The organism is Enterobacter cloacae complex sp. AR_0002, from assembly GCF_001922365.1.
Lineage (GTDB): Bacteria > Pseudomonadota > Gammaproteobacteria > Enterobacterales > Enterobacteriaceae > Enterobacter > Enterobacter hormaechei_C.
Genome location: NZ_CP018814.1, coordinates 4,638,585 through 4,656,048, shown reverse-complemented (window position 1 = coordinate 4,656,048; position 17,464 = coordinate 4,638,585). Strand labels below are relative to the sequence as shown.

At 53.6% G+C, this 17,464-nt stretch carries 17 protein-coding genes; 8 read left to right on the top strand and 9 right to left on the bottom strand.

Annotated elements, in window-relative coordinates:
* Nucleotides 1-121: 121 nt before the first annotated feature.
* Nucleotides 122-445, top strand: a complete 324-nt coding sequence (locus AM329_RS23170) for a cupin domain-containing protein (protein ID WP_003862821.1) — start codon at nt 122-124, stop codon at nt 443-445.
* A gap of 33 nt (nt 446-478) precedes the next feature.
* Here AM329_RS23170 and wzz(fepE) read toward each other — a convergent pair whose 3' ends face one another.
* Nucleotides 479-1,615, bottom strand: coding sequence for an LPS O-antigen length regulator Wzz(fepE) (wzz(fepE), locus tag AM329_RS23165; protein WP_023314779.1), 1,137 nt, complete (start codon nt 1,613-1,615; stop codon nt 479-481).
* A 544-nt stretch (nt 1,616-2,159) separates the two neighbouring features.
* Between wzz(fepE) and AM329_RS23160 the strand changes: the two genes are divergently transcribed.
* Genes AM329_RS23160 through AM329_RS23145 form a run of 4 tightly spaced genes read left to right on the top strand, consistent with a single transcriptional unit; the run spans nt 2,160 to nt 6,385 of the window.
* Nucleotides 2,160-3,050 (top strand): carbohydrate ABC transporter permease, encoded by an 891-nt coding sequence (locus tag AM329_RS23160; RefSeq protein WP_003862825.1) that lies wholly within the window; start codon nt 2,160-2,162, stop codon nt 3,048-3,050.
* The gene (locus AM329_RS23155) at nt 3,043-3,945 is read left to right on the top strand and encodes a carbohydrate ABC transporter permease (protein ID WP_003862827.1); all 903 of its coding nucleotides are present in this window, start codon (nt 3,043-3,045) and stop codon (nt 3,943-3,945) included. The genes AM329_RS23160 and AM329_RS23155 overlap by 8 nt, the downstream gene beginning before the upstream one ends.
* Before the next feature lie 12 nt (nt 3,946-3,957).
* Nucleotides 3,958-5,085 carry an ABC transporter ATP-binding protein gene (locus AM329_RS23150; protein ID WP_032610068.1) on the top strand — a complete coding sequence of 376 codons (1,128 nt, stop codon included), beginning with the start codon at nt 3,958-3,960 and terminating at the stop codon, nt 5,083-5,085.
* Between the two features lie 13 nt (nt 5,086-5,098).
* Entirely contained in the window at nt 5,099-6,385 is a 1,287-nt protein-coding gene (locus AM329_RS23145) for an ABC transporter substrate-binding protein (protein ID WP_003862832.1), read from the top strand.
* An 82-nt stretch (nt 6,386-6,467) separates the two neighbouring features.
* Here the strand turns inward: AM329_RS23145 and AM329_RS23140 are convergent, their stop codons facing one another.
* The 3 genes from AM329_RS23140 to kduI form a co-directional block, all read right to left on the bottom strand.
* The gene (locus AM329_RS23140; RefSeq protein WP_003862834.1) at nt 6,468-7,883 is read right to left on the bottom strand and encodes a sugar porter family MFS transporter; all 1,416 of its coding nucleotides are present in this window, start codon (nt 7,881-7,883) and stop codon (nt 6,468-6,470) included.
* A 312-nt stretch (nt 7,884-8,195) separates the two neighbouring features.
* Nucleotides 8,196-8,957 carry a 2-dehydro-3-deoxy-D-gluconate 5-dehydrogenase KduD gene (kduD, locus tag AM329_RS23135; protein WP_032610069.1) on the bottom strand — a complete coding sequence of 254 codons (762 nt, stop codon included), beginning with the start codon at nt 8,955-8,957 and terminating at the stop codon, nt 8,196-8,198.
* A 63-nt stretch (nt 8,958-9,020) separates the two neighbouring features.
* Nucleotides 9,021-9,857, bottom strand: coding sequence for a 5-dehydro-4-deoxy-D-glucuronate isomerase (kduI, locus tag AM329_RS23130; protein WP_032610070.1), 837 nt, complete (start codon nt 9,855-9,857; stop codon nt 9,021-9,023).
* Between the two features lie 300 nt (nt 9,858-10,157).
* Here kduI and AM329_RS23125 point away from each other — a divergent pair, with 300 nt between their 5' ends.
* Nucleotides 10,158-11,333, top strand: a complete 1,176-nt coding sequence (locus AM329_RS23125; RefSeq protein ID WP_003862840.1) for an oligogalacturonate lyase family protein — start codon at nt 10,158-10,160, stop codon at nt 11,331-11,333.
* Nucleotides 11,334-11,520: 187 nt separating this feature from the next.
* Here AM329_RS23125 and AM329_RS23120 read toward each other — a convergent pair whose 3' ends face one another.
* From AM329_RS23120 to AM329_RS23110, 3 genes are all read right to left on the bottom strand, one after another.
* The gene (locus AM329_RS23120; RefSeq protein WP_003862842.1) at nt 11,521-12,204 is read right to left on the bottom strand and encodes an oligogalacturonate-specific porin KdgM family protein; all 684 of its coding nucleotides are present in this window, start codon (nt 12,202-12,204) and stop codon (nt 11,521-11,523) included.
* 318 nt (nt 12,205-12,522) lie between these two features.
* A complete protein-coding gene (locus tag AM329_RS23115) occupies nt 12,523-13,701 on the bottom strand; it encodes an acetyl-CoA C-acetyltransferase (protein WP_003862843.1) in 1,179 nt (392 codons plus the stop codon).
* Nucleotides 13,702-13,793: 92 nt separating this feature from the next.
* Nucleotides 13,794-14,660 carry a LysR family transcriptional regulator gene (locus tag AM329_RS23110; protein WP_003862845.1) on the bottom strand — a complete coding sequence of 289 codons (867 nt, stop codon included), beginning with the start codon at nt 14,658-14,660 and terminating at the stop codon, nt 13,794-13,796.
* A gap of 101 nt (nt 14,661-14,761) precedes the next feature.
* On the opposite strand from AM329_RS23110, the gene AM329_RS23105 reads away from it, so the two are divergent.
* Together AM329_RS23105 and AM329_RS23100 are read left to right on the top strand one after the other, a co-directional pair.
* Nucleotides 14,762-15,226 carry a multidrug/biocide efflux PACE transporter gene (locus AM329_RS23105; protein WP_022651793.1) on the top strand — a complete coding sequence of 155 codons (465 nt, stop codon included), beginning with the start codon at nt 14,762-14,764 and terminating at the stop codon, nt 15,224-15,226.
* Between the two features lie 115 nt (nt 15,227-15,341).
* The gene (locus AM329_RS23100) at nt 15,342-16,571 is read left to right on the top strand and encodes an amino acid permease (RefSeq protein ID WP_003862847.1); all 1,230 of its coding nucleotides are present in this window, start codon (nt 15,342-15,344) and stop codon (nt 16,569-16,571) included.
* A gap of 33 nt (nt 16,572-16,604) precedes the next feature.
* Here AM329_RS23100 and AM329_RS23095 read toward each other — a convergent pair whose 3' ends face one another.
* Together AM329_RS23095 and yjdI are read right to left on the bottom strand one after the other, a co-directional pair.
* Nucleotides 16,605-16,877, bottom strand: a complete 273-nt coding sequence (locus AM329_RS23095) for a GNAT family N-acetyltransferase (RefSeq protein WP_003862848.1) — start codon at nt 16,875-16,877, stop codon at nt 16,605-16,607.
* A gap of 10 nt (nt 16,878-16,887) precedes the next feature.
* Complete coding sequence (yjdI, locus tag AM329_RS23090) at nt 16,888-17,118, bottom strand: 4Fe-4S mono-cluster protein YjdI (protein WP_003862849.1); 231 nt, start codon at nt 17,116-17,118, stop codon at nt 16,888-16,890.
* Between the last annotated feature and the right edge of the window lie 346 nt (nt 17,119-17,464).

Sequence of the window (17,464 nt, the reverse complement as noted above, 5' to 3'; positions counted from 1 at the left end):
GTTTCACCCAGTGAAGCAAACTTGTGATCGCCTTTCCAGTTATTTGGCTAAACGTTTCCTTTTCTCGGCGGGTGAGATAAGTTAATTGAAACAATGTTTCATTACATAACAGGGCGAAAATATGTTTATTTTCCATAAAGAGACCACGCTTGAGGATCTGGGCAACGGCGTGACGCGTCGTATTCTGGCGCACGACGGCAGGATGATGGCGGTGGAAGTGAATTTCGAGGAAGGCGCGATTGGCCCGATGCATAACCACCCGCATGAGCAACTCACCTACGTTCTCTCGGGGGAATTTGAGTTCACCATTGGCGAGGAGAAGCATGTGGTGACCGCGGGCGACACCCTCTATAAAGCGCCGCACGTGATGCACGGCTGCGTTTGCCTGAAACCCGGCACCCTGCTGGATACCTTTACGCCGGTACGCGAAGATTTCCTGAAATAAAAAAAGGCGCTCAGTTGAGCGCCTTTTTTGATGTTATTCCGTTACCGGCTCAGGAAGTTGTTCCGGCAGCGGGTTGCGGGTGCTCATAGCCTCGCGCAGCAGCACGCTGCCACAGGCGAACAGTCCACCCAGAATACACGCCAGCAGCACGATGAGGGCTTTGCCCGGGCCATCTTTTTTCACCGGCATAGAAGGTGAAAGCTGGTATTTGAACGGCTCCAGGCTCACATCTTCGAAGGAGAGTTTTTGCAGCTGTGCCAGATAGTATTCGCGGTTCTGGAAATCGGCGTTCAGCTCAGAAACGTCCTTGAGATTTTTTTCAATCTGCAGTTTCTGCGCAATCCCGTCCGCACCGAGGGCGACGGAATAATCCGGATCGTCTTTCACCGCCTGTCCATTGCTGTAAACCGGCTTTTTGATCCCAGCCGCGTTCGCCACTTCCAGCGAGTAGTTCAGGCGTTGCAGGTTGGTATTGTGGATATTGGTCAGACGGACCCGATCCAACTCCAGCTGCTGCTGTACCGTTTTGGTTCTCAGGATCAGCTGATCGCGAATGTTTTGCATGGTCTCCTGCTCGACGATGCGGGAGATGTACTGAATGTAACCATTCAACACTTTCTGCGCATCCTCTGCCGTTGGGGCTGTGAAGCTTAACGTCCAGGAGAGGTATGGTGCTTTATCGGCATTTTTTTCCTGCGTGTTATCAACAGCCTTCATCTTTTCGGCAATATTGACCACCGCGCGGTGCAGCTCCAGCGGGTCAACCTCAGCGCCATCGAGCTGAGCCATCACGTAAGGTGAGCTCTTCATGTACTCTTCAAGCAGAGACTGGGACTGAAACTTTTTGATAAACAGATTAAACACATCCGCACGGGTAATTTTCACGTCGACATCAAGCACCTGGAGCGCCACCATCATCTGGCGCAGCGAACTCCACTGCGTCTGTTCCGCGGGCGTAATGACCGCTTTACTGGTCCATTTTTGCGGTATCAGAAAGGCGATTGCCAGGCCGACCAGTGCAAATGCAAAGACAATGGTGATGATGCGTTTTTTTGCTGCCAGCAGGACGTCCAGCAGACCCAGAAGATCTATTTCTTTAGCGCTGACCGCCGGGGGAGCATAGTGAGGAAAATTGAGATCCGTATGTTTTTTGAAATCCATCGCTGACATAACTGTTCTTCTTTTAAGGATGCAGTGAAATTCTGCCTGACTGGTTCCGGTGTAACAAATCATACAAGAATGTAAGAATTATCTGAATGACGAATTGGTACATCTGTAGACCTGCTATCAGATCTGGTAGTTAGCCACGCTGCGTGACTATTGTTATTCCTGCTCCCCTTTTGCTTCATTATCTCTTCCTCATGGGCCGCGGCGAACGTCCGTGGAAAGTCAAAAATGCCACCTCCCTCACTATATTGAAACAGCGTTTCGACGCTGATCACATTTCCACCATTAAGCGAATGACGCAGAAATAAATCGCAATAATATAAAATAAAACGATGTTTTAGTATCCAAGAACACCGGTTCAGCTCTTTTGAAACCCGAAGCGCTTACACCACGACGAAAGACAAAAAAGCGTTAAAAAACAAACGTAGGTTTTGCCGTTGCCAGACGTTGCACCCTGAATTTCAGCTCCCATGCCGCGCATCGCAGGCCTGGGAAAATGTAACAAAGCAGATTTCGTATTAAACCATTGATTGCCAGGTAGGTATGTATGAATGAAAACAAGCTGCTGGGGCTCGCATGGATATCACCCTATATCATCGGGCTGATACTCTTTACGGCATTCCCCTTCGTCTCATCGTTTTTCCTCAGCTTTACGGATTACGATTTGATGAGTCCGCCGGTGTTTAACGGCATCGAAAACTATCGCTACATGTTTACCGAAGACACGCTCTTCTGGAAATCCATGGGCGTGACCTTTGCCTATGTATTTTTAACCATCCCGCTAAAGCTCGCCTTTGCATTAGGAATTGCCTTTGTCCTGAACTTTAAATTACGCGGCATCGGCTTTTTCCGAACGGCCTACTATATTCCGTCGATCCTCGGCAGCTCCGTCGCCATTGCCGTATTGTGGCGCGCCTTATTTGCCATCGATGGCCTGCTGAACAGCTTTATCGGCGTTTTTGGCTTTGATCCGGTGAACTGGCTGGGCGAGCCGTCGCTGGCGCTGATGTCCGTTACCCTGCTGCGCGTCTGGCAGTTCGGTTCCGCGATGGTCATCTTCCTGGCCGCGCTGCAAAACGTACCGCAGTCCCAGTATGAAGCGGCAATGATCGATGGCGCATCGAAATGGCAGATGTTCATGAAGGTGACCGTGCCACTGATTACGCCGGTGATCTTCTTCAACTTCATCATGCAGACCACGCAGGCGTTCCAGGAATTTACCGGGCCGTACGTGATTACCGGCGGCGGGCCAACCTATTCGACCTATCTGTTCTCGCTCTACATCTACGACACCGCCTTTAAGTATTTCGATATGGGCTATGGCGCGGCGCTGGCGTGGATCCTGTTCCTGGTGGTGGCCGTCTTCGCCGGTATCGCCTTTAAGTCGTCGAAATACTGGGTGTTCTACTCCGCCGATAAAGGAGGCAAAAATGGCTGATATTCAACAACTCTCCACGGCAAGAAGCGTCGCCGAACGCGAAGTGGCCCGCACGCTGCGCAGAGAGAAAATCAACGCCTCCGTTCGCTATGTGATTCTGCTGGTTGTCGGCCTGCTGATGCTTTACCCGCTGGTGTGGATGTTCTCCGCGTCGTTCAAACCGAACCACGAGATCTTCACCACACTGAGCCTGTGGCCTGCCCACGCCACCTGGGATGGTTTCGTAAACGGCTGGAAAACCGGCACCGAGTACAACTTCGGCCATTACATGCTGAACACCTTTAAGTATGTGATCCCGAAAGTGATCCTGACCATTATCTCCTCCACCATCGTGGCGTACGGCTTTGCCCGCTTCGAGATCCCGTGGAAGAAGTTCTGGTTCGCCACGCTCATCACCACCATGCTGCTGCCCAGCACCGTGCTGCTGATCCCGCAGTACCTGATGTTCCGTGAAATGGGCATGCTCAACAGCTATATGCCGCTGTACCTGCCGCTGGCCTTCGCCACTCAGGGGTTCTTCGTCTTCATGCTGATCCAGTTCCTGCGCGGCGTCCCGCGTGACATGGAAGAGGCGGCGCAGATTGACGGCTGTAACTCCATTCAGGTGCTGTGGTACGTGGTAGTGCCGATCCTGAAACCGGCCATTATCTCCGTCGCCCTGTTCCAGTTCATGTGGTCCATGAACGACTTTATCGGGCCGCTGATTTACGTCTACAGCGTGGATAAATACCCCATCGCACTGGCGCTGAAAATGTCCATCGATGTCACCGAAGGCGCGCCGTGGAACGAAATTCTGGCAATGGCGAGCATCTCCATTCTGCCATCCATCATTGTCTTCTTCCTGGCACAGCGCTACTTCGTACAGGGCGTCACCAGCAGCGGAATTAAAGGTTAAGAGGGAAATACCATGGCTGAAGTTATTTTCAACAAGCTGGAAAAGGTCTACTCCAACGGCTTTAAAGCGGTACACGCTATCGATCTTAAAATTGCTGAAGGGGAATTCATGGTGATCGTCGGCCCATCCGGCTGCGCCAAATCCACGACACTGCGCATGCTGGCGGGGCTCGAAACCATCAGCGGCGGCGAGGTGCGCATTGGCGACAAGATCGTGAACAACCTCGCGCCGAAAGAGCGCGGTATTGCAATGGTGTTCCAGAACTATGCTCTCTATCCGCACATGACGGTGCGCGAGAATCTGGCCTTTGGTCTCAAGCTGAGCAAACTGCCGAAAGATCAGATTGAGTCTCAGGTGAATGAAGCTGCCAAAATTCTTGAACTGGAAGAGCTGCTCGACCGCCTGCCGCGCCAGCTTTCCGGCGGCCAGGCGCAGCGCGTGGCGGTAGGCCGTGCGATTGTGAAAAAACCGGATGTATTCCTGTTCGATGAGCCGCTTTCAAACCTCGACGCCAAACTGCGCGCTTCGATGCGTATTCGTATTTCCGACCTGCACAAGCAGCTGAAGAAATCCGGAAAACCGGCGACCACCGTTTACGTGACACACGACCAGACCGAAGCGATGACCATGGGCGACCGCATCTGCGTGATGAAGCTCGGCCATATCATGCAGGTGGATACGCCGGACAACCTCTACCACAGGCCGAGGAACATGTTCGTGGCGGGCTTTATCGGCGCGCCGGAGATGAATATACGCAAAAGCGTACTGGTCGAAAAAGCGGGCCAGCTGCACATCGCCATTGGCGATGAAACCATGCCGCTGAACGCGGAGAAGCAGGAGAAAGTCGCGGCCTACGCGGGTCAGGAGATTTACTACGGCGTGCGTCCGGAATTTGTGTCGCTCTCTGATGAGCCCTTCCCGAACGGCGGCTGTAGCGGGGAGATGGTGCGCGTTGAGAACATGGGCCACGAATTCTTTGTGTACCTGAAGGTCGCGGACTACGAACTGACCGCCAGAATCCCGTCCGATGAAGCTAAGCCAATGATTGATAAGGGGCTTCATCGTAAGGTGTATTTCACGTTTGAGATAAACAAGTGTCATATTTTTGACGCAAAAACTGAACAGAACCTCTCTCTCTGATGGAGTGATAAAAATGAAAAAAGTGCTTTTAAGCGCAGCAATCTCCGCGACCCTGGGTCTTACCGCTTTGCCATCGATGGCGCAGAATGTGGATTTACGGATGTCCTGGTGGGGCGGCAACGGCCGTCACCAGGTCACCCTGAAAGCGCTGGAAGAGTTCCATAAGCAGAACCCGGACATCAACGTGAAAGCGGAATACACCGGCTGGGATGGTCACCTCTCCCGTCTGACCACCCAGATTGCGGGCGGCACCGAGCCGGACGTAATGCAGACGAACTGGAACTGGCTGCCGATCTTCTCGAAAACCGGTGACGGCTTCTACGATCTGAACAAGATGAAGGACGTGATTGACCTGTCGCAGTTCGATCCCAAAGAGCTGCAAACCACCACCGTGGACGGCAAGCTGAACGGCATTCCGATCTCGGTGACGGCGCGCGTGTTCTACTTCAATGACGAAACCTGGAAAAAAGCGGGTATTGCGTACCCGAAAACCTGGGACGAGCTGATGGCGGCCGGTAAAACCTTCGAGAGCAAGCTCGGCAAGCAATACTATCCGGTGATCCTGGAGCATCAGGATACGCTGGCGCTGCTGAATTCGTACATGATCCAGAAGTACAACATTCCTGCGGTGGATGAGAAAACCAAAAAGTTCAGCTACACAAAGGAACAGTGGGTAGAGTTTTTCCAGACCTACAAAAAGCTGATCGACAGCCACGTCATGCCGGACACCAAATACTATGCCTCTTTCGGTAAGAGCAACATGTATGAGATGAAGCCGTGGATCCAGGGTGAATGGGGCGGCACCTACATGTGGAACTCCACCATCAACAAATATTCCGACAACCTGAAGCCACCGGCGAAACTGGAGCTGGGCAACTACCCAATGCTGCCGGGCGCCACCGACGCAGGTCTGTTCTTCAAACCGGCGCAGATGCTGTCGATTGGTAAGACGACCAAAAACCCGGAGGCGGCAGCAAAGCTGATTAACTTCCTGCTCAACAGCAAAGAAGGGGTCGATACGCTGGGTCTTGAGCGTGGCGTACCGCTGAGCAAAGTGGCGGTGCAGTATCTGACCGAAGACGGCACCATTAAAGAGGACGATCCTTCCGTGGCGGGCCTGCGCCTGGCGCAGTCGCTGCCGGCGAAACTCACCGTCTCGCCATACTTTGACGACCCACAGATTGTGGCGCAGTTCGGTACCTCTTTGCAGTATATCGACTACGGGCAGAAAACCGTGGAAGAGACGGCCGCTGACTTCCAGCGTCAGGCGGAGCGTATTTTGAGACGTGCGATGCGGTAAAAACAAAGCCGGGTGGCGCTTCGCTTACCCGGCCTACACGGTATCGTAGGCCCGGTAAGCGAAGCGCCACCGGGCAATGACATTACACGCCGATATTACGTAGTTTCTCCCCTTTCATCAGCTTGCGTTCAATATGCTCCAGGGTCACGCCTTTGGTTTCCGGGATCAGCCAGAACGTCACGCCGATAAACGCCACGTTCAGCACCGTATAGAGCCAGAAGGTGCCTGCCGCGCCAATCGCATCCAGCAGCGTCAGGAAGGTCGCGCCAATGATCATATTCGACACCCAGTTGGTGGTGGTGGAACAGGTGATACCAAAGTCGCGGCATTTCAGCGGCTGAATTTCAGAGCACAGGATCCACACCACCGGTGCGGCGCTCATCGCGTAACCGGCGATGCACATCATGGTCATGCCAACGGAGAGCCAGGAGAGGCCGCTTGACGCCGTGCCGTTATCGAACTGCATCAGGCAGTAACCAAGGATCAAGGTGCCGAGCGCCATTACGCTAAAGCCAATTTTCAGGGCCGGTTTACGTCCGGCCTTATCGACGGTGAACACCGCGATAAAGGTGGCGAACATAAAGGTCAGCCCCACCACCAGCGTGGCGATCATCTGCTGTTCGGTGGTGGTAAAACCAGCCATTTTAAAGATGCGTGGGGCGTAATACATGATGATGTTCATCCCCGTGAACTGCTGCATCGCCTGTAACAGCATGCCGAGGAACACCGCGCGGCGCACGTTGCGGTTCGCCTTAAACAGGGACCAGCCGCCCTGCTTCAGCTTCAGGCTTTCGCGGATTTCGTTCAGCTCTTCACGCGCTTTTTCAGACGTGTCGCGCAGCATGCGCAGCACCTCTTCCGCCTCCACGTGACGCCCTTTTTGCGCCAGCCAGCGCGGGCTGTTCGGCAGGAAAATGACTAACACAATCAGCAGCACCGCAGGCAGCGCCAGCACGCCAAGCATTGCCCGCCAGTTGCCGCTGTAGCTGAAGTACGTATCCGACAGGAACGCCAGCACGATACCGAGCGTCACCATCAGCTGGTACATGCTGATCATCTTCCCGCGCACGTTTTCGCTCGCCATTTCGGAGAGGTAAAGCGGCGCGGTGTAGGACGCGATACCTACCGCCACGCCCAGCAGCACGCGGGAAAGCAGCAACACTTCAACGTTGGTGGCAAACGCCGAACCAAGAGAGCCAGCAACAAACAGGATCGCCCCGACCATCAGGCTGTATTTGCGCCCGAGACGGAACGACAGCCAGCCGTTAAACAGTGCGCCGATGGCCGCACCCAGCATCATGCTGCTCACCACCCACTCTTGCAGGCGGTTGCTTAACGTAAAGTGGTCGGTAATAAAGGGCAGTGCGCCCGCGATAACGCCGATATCCAGACCAAACAGTAAACCGGCTACGGCGGCCGCAACAGAAACAAACTGGTTCATGCGTCGGGTATCGCGCAGCGCAGCGGGCATAAGGGTAGAGTCATTTACAGATGTCATTGTTTCCTGCCTCAACAGCGAAATTCGTTAAGTGAAATTACGAGATACCGAAAGAAAGTGTCAGGCCGGAAATGGTGAAGATATGGATTATTTCGCTACGACACACCGATCTGTGATGGACATTACAATTTCAAATCAGGATGGTTTAACCTTATTTTTGATTAATTAGTTAATATTTAAGCAATAAATGTGTGACACCCGTCATTCATTCCTTTTCAGTATGGATTTTTCATCTTTAAGGATATGGATAAAGCCAATTTTGGCGCAAAAAAAACCTCTACCCGAGGGCAGAGGTTCTTTATTCGGGCTGACTTAACGTGCCAGCCAGCCGCCGTCTACGGCAACGGTGTAGCCATTAATGTAGTCCGAAGCCGGGGACGCCAGGAATACAACCGGGCCCATCAGATCGCGCGGCAGACCCCAGCGACCCGCTGGAATACGCTCCAGGATTGCCGCGCTGCGCTCTTCATCCGCACGCAGCTGCTGGGTATTGTTGGTGGCCATGTAGCCCGGCGCAATCGCGTTGACGTTGATGTTGTGCTGCGCCCACTCGTTCGCCAGCAGACGGGTCACGCCCATCACGGCACTCTTCGATGCGGTGTAAGACGGCACGCGGATGCCGCCCTGGAAAGAGAGCATGGAGGCAATATTAATGATCTTGCCACCTTTCCCCTGAGCAATGAAGTGCTTCGCAGCCGCCTGGGACATAAAGAACACGCTCTTGATGTTCAGATTCATCACGTCGTCCCAGTCCGTTTCGCTGAAGTTAATCGCGTCTTCACGACGGATCAGGCCGGCGTTGTTGACCAGAATATCGATATGCCCAAACTCCGCCACCGCGCGATCCAGCAGCTCAGGGATCGCATCGATTTTGCGCAGGTCCGCGGTCAGGCTCAGGAAACGGCGGCCCAGCGCGGTGACGCGCTCGATAGTTTCCGTTGGCTCAACGATGTTAATCCCGACGATATCGCAGCCCGCTTCCGCCAGACCTAACGCCATACCCTGCCCCAGCCCGGTGTCACAACCGGAAACCACAGCCACTTTACCTTGCAGAGAAAATGCATCCAGAATCATGTTTGTTCCTTAATCGTTCAGCGCCTGTCAGCAACAGGCAGATGTATGCTTAACTGCCTGCGACTAGCGCAGATCCTTAACAGCGACGTGGTCCATGTCATCAAAGACCTGGTTTTCACCGACCATCCCCCAGATAAAGGTATAGGCTTTCGTCCCCACGCCAGAGTGGATGGACCAGCTAGGCGAAATGACTGCCTGCTCGTTGTGCATAACGATATGGCGCGTCTCCTGCGGCTGTCCCATCATGTGGAACACGCAGGCGTCTTCATCCATGTTGAAATAGAAGTAGACTTCCATGCGGCGCTCGTGGGTATGGCACGGCATGGTGTTCCACAGGTTGCCCGGCGCAAGCTCGGTCAGCCCCATGCTGAGCTGGCAGGTTTCCAGCACATCCGGAACAAAGTATTTGTTGATGGTGCGACGGTTGCTGGTGAGGTTATCGCCAAGGGTCACCGGGGCAACATCCGCTGGCGTGACTTTTTTGGTTGGGTAAGTCGTATGGGCCGGGGCGCAGTTGTAGTAAAACTTCGCCGGTTTGCTGGCATCAATGCTGGCGAACACCACCTCTTTCGCGCCTTTGCCGACGTACAGCGCGTCGCGGTGACCAATTTCGAAGCACTGGCCATCGACGGTAATGGTGCCCGGCCCGCCGATGTTAATCACGCCCAGTTCACGGCGTTCGAGGAAGTAGCTCACGCCCAGCTGTTTGCCCACTTCACCGCCCACGGAGACGGTTTTCGCCACCGGCATAATCCCGCCCACAATAATGCGGTCAATATGGCTGTAGACCATGGTGTACTTGTCGGCTTCGAACACTTGCTCAACTAAAAACTCACTGCGCAGCCCCTGAGTATCCAGCATTTTAGCGTGCGCACTGTGGATGCTTTGTCTGACGTCCACGTAAACCTCCAGAATTGATCGTGCCCGAAGGCAAAGATAAATAACGAAACAACGTTCCGTTTTCGTGATGAACACATATTATCCCCTGACAACGGGGTTTTCAATTGCATTTAAAACAACGTTTCATTTTTTCTGCCTGTTTATGCCAGAAATGGAGTTTCGATCACGATAAATCTTTAAGACCCTCAATCTGGTTAATGAAAATGAGAAAGTGCGCTGTCAGTCACAAATAATGAAACAACGTTTTGATAATTTATCACCTAGTTTTCAACCTACATTACGCGTTCAAAGGAGTGCATTATGGCTAAAGGTATGCGGGTCAAGCTGAACTATGAGGTCAGCCGCGATCCGGATACAGGCGTGGAAGTCACCCGCCTGACCCCACCGGAAGTAACCTGTCATCGCAACTACTTTTACCAGAAGTGCTTCTTTAACGATGGCAGCCACCTGCTGTTCGCCGGGGAGTTCGACGGTCACTGGAACTATTACCTGTTGGATCTGAAAAACGCCGAAGCGGTACAGTTGACCGAAGGCGCGGGCGATAATACCTTTGGCGGGTTCCTCTCTCCGGACGATAAATCCCTCTACTATGTGAAGAACGATCGCACCCTGCTGGAGGTGGATTTACAGACGCTGGCAGAGCGCGAAGTGTACCGCGTTCCGGAAGAGTGGGTCGGCTACGGCACCTGGGTCGCGAACAGCGACTGCACCAAACTGGTGGGTATTGAGATTGCCAGATGTGACTGGACGCCACTCAACGACTGGAAAATTTTCCACGACTTCTTCCACAAAGGGCCGCACTGCCGCCTGCTGCGCGTTGATCTGAAAACGGGTGAAAGCACCACCATTCATGACGAGAAGATCTGGCTGGGACATCCGATTTATCGCCCGTTCGATGACAATACCGTGGCCTTCTGTCATGAAGGGCCGCACGACCTGGTCGACGCCCGCATGTGGCTGGTCAACGAAGATGGCAGCAACGTGCGGAAAGTGAAAACGCACGCGGAAGGTGAAAGCTGTACACATGAATTTTGGGTGCCCGACGGGTCCGCGCTGATCTACGTCTCTTATCTGAAAGGTCAGCAAGGGCGTACCATCTCCCGCTTCAACCCGGACACCGGCGTGAATGAAGCGGTAATGAACATGCCCGCCTGTTCACATCTGATGAGCAACGTTGACGGCAGCATGCTGGTTGGCGACGGTTCCGGTACGCCTGTTGACGTGAAAGACACCGGCGGCTACACCATTGATAACGATCCTTATCTGTATGCCTTTGACGTGGCGAAGAAAGCTTATTACCGCATCGCCCGTCATGACACCTCATGGGCTACGGTGGCGAACAGCCGCCAGGTAACCCACCCGCATCCGTCCTTCACGCCGGACGAAAAAGCGGTGCTGTACAGTTCCGATAAAGACGGCAAACCGGCCCTCTATATCGCGAAACTCCCCGAGCAACCTGAAATGTTGCATGCCTGAATGAGTTAGTGTTTCTGTAACTGGCCTTGCCCTCCGATTCGGAGGGCTTTTTTTTGGGTGATTGCGCGGCGCTTTTTGCCGGGTGGCGCTTCGCTTACCCGGCCTACGAAAAAATGGATTGGAAAGAATGTGTAGGCCGGGTAAGCGTTAGCGCCACCCGGCGGTTTTTAGCGAAGGAACTGAATTATCAGAAGGAGTACGCCACACCTAAACGGAAACGGGTCTGGCGTTCGTCCGTGTCTTTAACCCCCACGTTCCCCACCTCCACATACGGTGCCCAGTTTTTATCCCATTTGTAGGCCAGCTTGGCGTTATATTCGTTGGAATAATCTTTATTATTATTTCGGGCCACGCCTTCAGAACTTTTCGCGTAAACATAGTTCAGCTCGGTACGCCAGTCACCTAATACCCAACCGACCCACGCATCGCCACGGTTAACTTTATCATCGTCCTTATTTGAGCTTGACGGGTAGCGAGTATATTCGTAACGGTAACGCGCAGCCACGTAGAAGCCATTATCGAAGCTATATTGCACATGCAGATTCGGTTTATAAATGGTGCGACTGTCTGTGCTTTCAATCGTAAACGCAGGGGTCAGGGCGATATTGTCTGTCGCTTTCCAGCGCCAGCTAATCTGATCTTCGTGACCGTTCCCCACTACATCCGCGAATGGCTGATCTGCCTTGTCCCCGCCTGATTTCCACTTCGCCTCGACTGAAAAACCGAAGCCATTATCAAAGCGGTGCGAGACGGCAACACGGTCGGCATTCGAGCCGCTGTCAATATATTCGTGACGCAGATCGACGGTAACGGCGCTAGCCGCAAAAGAGGCACTAATAAGGGAAGCAAGGAGCAGAGATTTCTTAAACATGAAAAAACCCTCAATTAAAATAACGTTTCGTTTTTATGAAACTTGAGTTTATTTTTTATGCACCGTTATTTTAGTGACAAGGATCGAAATTATTTGTTTCATTTTTTTTGGCAAAGATCGACGTGAACCCCATCAACAAAAAAAGGGCATTAACCGTAAATTTCAGGGGGAAGATCACATTAAGCACTTCACAAAGCAAATAATTAACCGCGCAATAATTATTGCGGGCTTCAGAAAGAACGCAGAAGTGTTAAAAAAGGATTCTGCGGACACAAAAAAACCTCCCGTGGGAGGTTTTCTGTGCACAGAGAGGGGAAACTACCGTTCGATAGCCAGGGCCACCCCCTGCCCTCCGCCAATACAGAGCGTTGCGATCCCTTTTCGGGCGTTACGCTTTTTCATTTCGTGGACCAGCGACACCAGAATGCGGCAGCCGGAGGCGCCAATGGGATGACCCAGCGCAATTGCACCGCCGTTGACGTTGACCCGCAGCGGATCCCATTCCAGCATTTTCCCGACCGAGATCGCCTGTGCAGCAAAGGCTTCGTTGACCTCAATCAGATCCACATCGCTCAGCTCCCAGCCCGCCCGCTCCAGGCAGCGGCGCGTGGCATAGACCGGGGCGATCCCCATTAACGCAGGATCAACACCCACGCTGGCAAACGCTTTGATGCGCGCCAGCACCGGCAGCGCCAGCTCCTGGGCTTTGCTTTCACTCATCATCATCACCGCCGCCGCACCGTCGTTAATGGATGAGGCGTTGCCTGCCGTTACAGAACCGAGCGTTTCAAAGGCCGGATCGAGTTTTGCCAGCCCTTCTGCGCTGGCATCGGTGCGCGGCTGCTCGTCGGTATCGACGATGAGCGCTTCGCCGTTCTGGCGCTGGGTACTGACCGGGACAATTTCATCGCGAAAACGCCCGGAGTCGATCGCTGCACGCGCTTTTTGCTGTGAGCTGAGGGCATATGCATCCTGAAGCTCGCGGCTGATACCGTATTCCCGCGCCAGGTTTTCCGCCGTTACGCCCATATGGTAGTCGTTGAAGGCGTCCCACAGCCCGTCGTGAACCAGACTGTCAAGCAGCTGACTGTTCCCGAGCTGCGCGCCGGTCCGGCTGTCGGTCAGGACGTGCGGGGCGCGGCTCATATTCTCCTGCCCGCCGGCAATAACCACGTCCGCTTCACCGCACTGGATGGCCTGCGTCGCAAGATGGAGCGCTTTCAAACCTGAACCACAGACGTCGTTGATGGTAATTGCCGAAACGGTATTGGGCAGGCCCCCCTTCAGCGCTGCCTGGCGCGCAGGGTTTTGTCCCGCGCCAGCGGTCAGCACCTGGCCAAGTATCACCTCATCAATTTCATGTGCGGCAATCCCGCTGCGTTCCACCAGCGCTCTTACCACCACGCTGCCGAGATCAACCGCAGAGTGACGCGCAAGCGCTCCCTGAAAACAGCCGATAGCCGTACGTAACGCACCCACTATAACGACATCTTTCATCACGACCTCTGTGCAAAATGACATGACGATAGTAGAGGATTGTTATCAACAATTGACGCAAATGTTTAAAATTAGTGAGTTTAGTCACAGGATTATCGTGCGTCCTGCAAGTACTGGCGCAGCCAGCTTCCGGCGACGCCGGGCGGGGTTCGTTTGTTCCATACCAGATCGATGGCAATCGACCTCGGCCAGCCCGGCACGTTCAGCTGCACCAGCGATTTCGACGCGGCAAATTCGTCGACCAGCGCGCAGGGTAACGCGCACCAGCCAAAGCCCTGTACCGCCATACTCAGCAGTAACAGGTAATTCGGCGCAGACCAGACCGGCCCGCGCGCAAGGGGCGCTTCCCGTTCAAGATAGGTACTCAGCCGCAGCTCGCGCCAGCCATGCAGCTCGTCCGCCTGCGTCTCATGTTGCCCTGCCAGAGGATGTCCGGCAGAAACGTAAATAGCCATCCTTGTCTGCATAGGCAGACGGGTCGCGCCAATATCGGTCGGGTAGCTGTCGCGCGCTTCCGTCAGGCCAATTTGCGCCCGCTCCTTTTGCAGCAGATCGATCACGTCCTCCTCTTCACCAATCAGGCACTCAAATTCCGTGTGCGGAAAACGCTGGTCGAACTGGCTCATCATCTGTTCCAGCACGGCCGGGTTAAGCGTATCGGAGAGAACAAAGGTAAAACGCGCCTCCGTTTGCGCGGTTAAAGATACGGCCAGCTCATCCAGGCGCGCGCTGGCGGCGAGTATCGACTGGACATAGCCCAGCACCTGTTCACCCTGGGCGGTCAACACCGGGTGACGCGCCGAGCGATCGAACAGCTCAAAGCCAAGGTCAGCTTCAAGGTTGGCGATGGAGGTGCTGATGGTGGACTGGCTTTTACGCAGCCGCCGTGCCGCAGCAGAAAACGAACCTGCGGCGACAGTTTCAACAAACGCGGTCAGTGCTTCGGGAGAATAACGCATGATGTATCTACTTTATCGATGGATACCATCTTTTATATATCACCTTAAACGATAAGAATAGACCGCATCAACGCCCATACTGGCGTCAATATGAGGTAAATATGCAACATCAGGATGCACTCCAACGTAAATTGCCGGAGCGGATCTTCCATGCCGTCTGTTTTGAAGGCATTGCTACGGCGATCCTCGCCCCGACGGCCGCGTGGCTAATGCAGCGCTCGGTGGTTGAAATGGGGGGTCTCACCATAATTCTGGCGACCACGGCAATGCTCTGGAACATTATCTATAACTTTGGCTTCGACCGTTTCTGGCCCGTCCAGCGGGTGAAGCGCACGGCGAAAGTGCGCGCCCTGCATGCGCTGGGTTTTGAATGCGGTTTTATTGTGATTGGCGTAACCATCGTTGCCGCCGTGCTGGGCGTGACGCTGCTCCAGGCCTTTACGCTGGAAATTGGTTTCTTCCTGTTCTTCCTGCCGTACACCATGCTCTACAATTGGGCGTACGACACCCTGCGGGAGAAAATCATCAAGCGCCGCCAGCAACGCCGCGCCCTGGCAAGCGAATAACCTTCCGGCCGGAGACCTGCTCCGGCCCACCCCTGCGAAGCAACGGCGACCTCAACGCATAATTATGGTAAATTGCACTCCTTTTTGTTCGTTTTATAGTTGATACGTTGCTCTAATGTCGAAAATTTGGTCAAAAGAAGAGACTCTCTGGAGTTTCGCCCTCTACGGCACTGCCGTGGGCGCAGGAACCCTGTTCTTGCCCATTCAGCTCGGCTCTGCTGGCGCGATTGTCCTGCTGATCACCGCCCTTGTGGCGTATCCCTTAACCTACTGGCCGCATAAAGCGCTGGCGCAATTTATTCTGTCGTCGAAGACGAAAGGCAACGAAGGGATCACTGGTGCCGTTTCCCATTACTACGGCAAAAAGATCGGCAACCTCATTACCACGCTCTATTTTGTGGCTTTCTTTGTGGTGGTTCTGATTTACGCGGTGGCGATAACTAACTCACTCACTGAACAGCTGGCGAAACGGATGACGGTGGATACCGGCATGCGGATGCTGGTGAGTTTTGGCGTGGTGCTGATTCTGAATCTGATCTTCCTGATGGGGCGGCACATCACCATTAAGGTGATGGGTTTCCTTGTTTTTCCGCTGATCGCCTATTTCCTGTTTGTCTCGCTGTATCTGACGGGCAGCTGGCAGCCGTCGCTTCTGACGAGCCAGATGGCCTTCGACCAGCATACGTTGCACCAGGTGTGGATTTCGATCCCGGTGATGGTTTTCGCTTTTAGCCATACTCCGATCATCTCGACTTTCGCCGTGGACCGTCGCGAGAAATACGGTGAAGAGGCGATGGGTAAATGCAAAAAAATCATGAAAGTGGCGTATCTGATCATCTGCCTCAGCGTGCTGTTCTTTGTGTTCAGCTGCCTGCTTTCGATTCCACCGTCGTATATCGTGGCGGCAAAAGAGGAAGGGGTGACGATCCTGTCCGCGCTGTCGATGATGCCTTCGTCCCCGGCATGGCTGGGCATTTCCGGCATTATCGTGGCAATTATAGCGATGTCGAAATCGTTCCTCGGCACCTATTTTGGCGTGATTGAAGGGGCAACGGAAATTGTGAAATCGTCTCTGAATCAGGTGGGTGTGAAAAAAAGTCGCGCCTTTAACCGCGCGGTTTCGATTCTCGGCGTGTCGCTGATTACCTTTGCGGTCTGCTGCATCAACCCGAATGCGATCTCGATGATTTACGCCATCAGCGGTCCGCTTATCGCCATGATCCTGTTCATCATGCCGACGCTGTCGACGTACCTGATCCCGTCGTTAAAACCGTACCGCTCCATCGGTAACCTGCTGACGCTGATTGTGGGTGTGCTGTGTGTGTCGGTGATGTTTGTCGGTTGAGTGTGCTGCCCGGCGCAATGCCGGGCATCTGTTTTACGCCCGAATATCGTCATACTCCCGCGTATTATCAAACTCATGCTTCGCAAACGGACACAGCGGGATAATTTTACGGTTCTCCCCGCGCATCTTCTCTACCACCTTCGCCACCAGCTGTTTACCCACACCCTGCCCTTTCAGGCTTGGATCTACATCGGTGTGCTCAATGATGCTCAGATGCTCGCCGGTTGGGACAAAGACAATCTCCGCTACCTGATTGCCTTCGGCGTCGTTGACGTAAAACTTGTTATGGCCTTCAAGAATTTCCATGGTTCATCACTTATTTTTGGCGGTACTTCAGCGCACCGCTCGGGCAGGTATCAATTACGCGCACAACCGTTTCTGCATCTACTTCATCCGGCGCGATCCATGGTTTACGCTTCAGGTCGAACAGCGCCGCGCTGCCGCGCACGCAGTTGCCCGAGTGTTTGCAGATCCCGGTATTGAAGTAAACATCAATTTTCTCACCGGTGTAGGCCCGGTACCCCGCATCCAGTAGCTCCTGATCCATGATATTGCCTCTGTAATTATTGTGGTGACAAAAGAAGCATACCCTCAGCCGATCCGCCTGACCACGTCAAAAACGAGGTTTGGCCACCCTCTTTTCAACACGTTATTTCGCCAGACACTTAAGATTATTCCGAATACAGAAGCACCCGTTGCGACGATATATTTTTGCGTTGTGTCAACTCTTGTAATAATTCACGCCACGTTCACATTATGATTATTAGCTAAGCGAACTCCCAACATCCAGATTTATTTCTCCCTAACCAGTGGATTTACCGTCCGTTTTTAAAGTTCGTAACGAAGCGGTATTTCCTGAACACCTGCAAAACTACCGCAAAACAACCCAGACA